Below are 2,821 nucleotides of genomic sequence, written 5' to 3' on the forward strand. Positions count from 1 at the left end.
TCATCTCGACGCCGGTCACCGTGACAACGGTGAACGGACAGAGCTTCGTCAGCGGCCTTTTCTGGCAGCCACTGAGCAAGCCGCGGGCCTACATGCGGATTTCGGTGAACGTGACCGAGCGTTTCGCTAATACGTGACCGGTGCTTCCACCCCGGTTGCGCGGGTTCTGGATTGTAATCGCATCGGTCACGATGCGGCTTGTTCCTCGGCTTTTTTTCGGCGCAGCGACTCGCCTTTCATCGTCAGTCGGTAGGCGTTGTGCACCAGGCGGTCGAGGATGGCATCGGCCAGGGTCGGGTCGTTGATCCAGCCGTGCCAGTGCTCGATGGGCAGTTGGCTCGTCAGGATGGTGGAGCGGCTGCCAGCGCGGTCGTCGATCACCTCCAGCAGGTCATGCCGGGCTCCTTCCTCCAGCGGGGCTAGCGCCCAGTCGTCCAGCACCAGGACGTCGACCTTTGCCAGCTGTTGCAGGGTACGGCCGAAGCTGCCGTCGCCATGAGCGATGCGCAGTTGTTCCAGCAGGCGCGGGGTGCGCAGGTACAGGGTGCTATAGCCCTGGCGGCAGGCCTGGTTGCCCAGGGCGCAGGCCAGCCAGGTTTTGCCGGCACCGGTCGGGCCGGTCAGCAGCAGGTTGTGCTGCTGGCGGATCCAGTCGCCACTGGCCAGGGTGGCGATCAGACGCTCGTCCAGGGCGCGTCCGGAGCGGCGGTCGAGATCTTCCAGGCAGGCGTTGGCGTACTTGAGCTTGGCCTTCTTGCGCAGCCGTACCAGGCGCTGGTTGTCACGCCAGGCCAGTTCGCGGTCGAGCAGTAGGCCGAGGCGTTCATCGAAGCTCAGGCTGTGGCTGGCCGGCAGCGTCCATTGCTCTTCCAGGGCGCGGGCCATGCCGTCCAGGCGTAGCTGGTGCAGTTGATTCAGGGTGTGTTGCGGCATCATCGAACAGCTCCTGTTGCGGGGGTTGGTAGTAGTCGGCGCCACGGACGTTCTCGTGGTCGCCGGGTAAGGTCGTTTCGGCGGCACGCTGGGGCAGCGGCTGTTGATCCAGGCCTTGCTGGAGCAGGTTGCGCACGCTGCGCCCGGTGAAGGCGCGCAGGTGTACGGCACGTTCGGCAGCGGCTTCCAGGCGTGCATTGCCATAGCGCCGGGCCAGCGAGAGCAGGCCGAGGCAGGCGCGGTAGCCCATCTCCGGGTGCGGCTTGTGGGTCAGTTGGTGATCGATCAGTTGGCGCGTGTAGGGGCCGATCCGCTCGCCCCAGTCGAGCAGGCGTTGCGGCGTCCACTCACGATGCGCCTGGTGCGCTGCGGGCATGTGTTCGCGCTGGGTACTGTAAGCGCCGCGTCGCCCCAGCAGCAGGTGGCTGGCCACCCGCCGGTTGCCATGCAGCACTTCCAGGGTGTGTGCCGTCAGTCGCACGTCCACGTTCTGCCGGGCCAGGGCGGAGGGCACGCTGTAGAAGCTGCCATTGACCTCGATGTGGTAGTCGATGCTGACCTTGCAGCGCTTGAAGGTGGCGACCTCGTAGGGATGCACCGGCAGCGCTCGCAAGGCCGGGCGATCCAGACGCTCGAACCAGTCGCGCCGGCAGCCATCGAGCCGCTTGAACGGGCGCCGATTCAGATCCTCCAGCAGCTCGGCGATGGCCTGGTTAAGCGCATGCAGGCTGAAGAACTGCCGATGGCGCAGCCGCGCCATGATCCAGCGCTCGACCACCTGCACCGCCACCTCGGCCTTGGCCTTGTCCTGAGGCTTGCGTGGCCGTGCCGGCAGGATCACCGTCTGGTAATGACGCGCGCACTCCAGCGTGGCCCGGTTCAGGCCCGGCTCGTAGCGATCCGGCTGGGCGACCAGGGCGCGCGGATTGTCCGGCACAACCATTTCCGGCACGCCGCCAAAGTAGGTCAGAGCCTGGCCCAGCGAGGTCAGCCAGTCCACCTGGGTTTCGCCTGGCGTCGCGCAGGCATAGGTGTAATTCGAGGCGCCCAGGGCGGCGACGAAGATGTGCGCCCGGCGCACTTCGCCGGTGGCCGGGTCGACCACCGGCAGCGTCGGCCCGGCATAGTCGATGAATAGCTTCTCGCCCGCACGGTGCAGCTGACGCATCGAACGTTTGAGCGTCTGGGCGTAGCGCCGGTAGTGCTCGACGAACTGGGTGTAGCGGTAGGTCGGCTGGCCCGCATGCGCGGCGAGATATTCCTCCCACAGCAGCTGCAAGGTCACGCCCTTGCGTCGCAACTCGCGGTGGATGCTCAGCACATCGGGCAGCACTCGCTCACCGCGCGGCTTGTTCGTCGACGTCGGTGCAAACAAGGCGGCCGCCAGCGCGGCCTCGTCCATGGCCACCAGCGCCGGCCAGTCCAGCCCGGCCACCCGCGCCGCCGCGATGTACTTGCTAACCACGCCCTTGGACAGCTGCAAGGCACGGGCAATCTTCTCGTGGGACAAGCCGGCCTCAAACTTGAGGCGCAGACATTCTTTGATGTTTCGCATGGCTACTCGCGGCGCCGCCATCTTCCTCTCCCGAAATCGGTCGAGGATGGCGGCGCATCAGGTCATGCGCAACGAAGGGGAAGGCTTTCGCTAAGTCGTGACCGGCGATTTCGGTAAGCCGTGACCACCTGTTTCGGAACAGGCGGAGAATCGGTCACGTTGCTACCGAAATGAGCGGTCACGCGTTAGCGAAATGAGCGGTCACGATCAACCGAAACGGCCGGTCACGGTGCTCCGAAATCCGCAGCCTGGCCGACGCAGGCTGTTGACGAAATCACTATTCGCATGGTCGCCGAACTGCTCGACAGCCTGACTCCCCGAGCCGCTAACCAG

2 protein-coding genes are annotated in these 2,821 nt (G+C 65.7%); both read right to left on the reverse strand.

Annotation, left to right across the window (positions count from 1 at the left end; translation table 11 throughout):
* Positions 1-186: 186 nt before the first annotated feature.
* Complete coding sequence (istB, locus tag E5A73_RS21050; RefSeq protein WP_003460139.1) at positions 187-936, reverse strand: IS21-like element IS1474 family helper ATPase IstB; 750 nt, start codon at positions 934-936, stop codon at positions 187-189.
* Positions 824-2,509 (reverse strand): IS21 family transposase, encoded by a 1,686-nt coding sequence (gene istA / locus E5A73_RS21055; RefSeq protein ID WP_024360721.1) that lies wholly within the window; start codon positions 2,507-2,509, stop codon positions 824-826. The genes istB and istA overlap by 113 nt, the downstream gene beginning before the upstream one ends.
* Between the last annotated feature and the right edge of the window lie 312 nt (positions 2,510-2,821).

The organism is Sphingomonas gei (assembly GCF_004792685.1).
Lineage (GTDB): Bacteria > Pseudomonadota > Alphaproteobacteria > Sphingomonadales > Sphingomonadaceae > Sphingomonas > Sphingomonas gei.

Coding starts and splice junctions, on each gene's coding strand:
- istB (WP_003460139.1), bottom strand. CDS start 936: ATGATGCCGCAACACACCCTGAATCAACTGCACCAGCTACGCCTGGAC.
- istA (WP_024360721.1), bottom strand. CDS start 2,509: ATGGCGGCGCCGCGAGTAGCCATGCGAAACATCAAAGAATGTCTGCGC.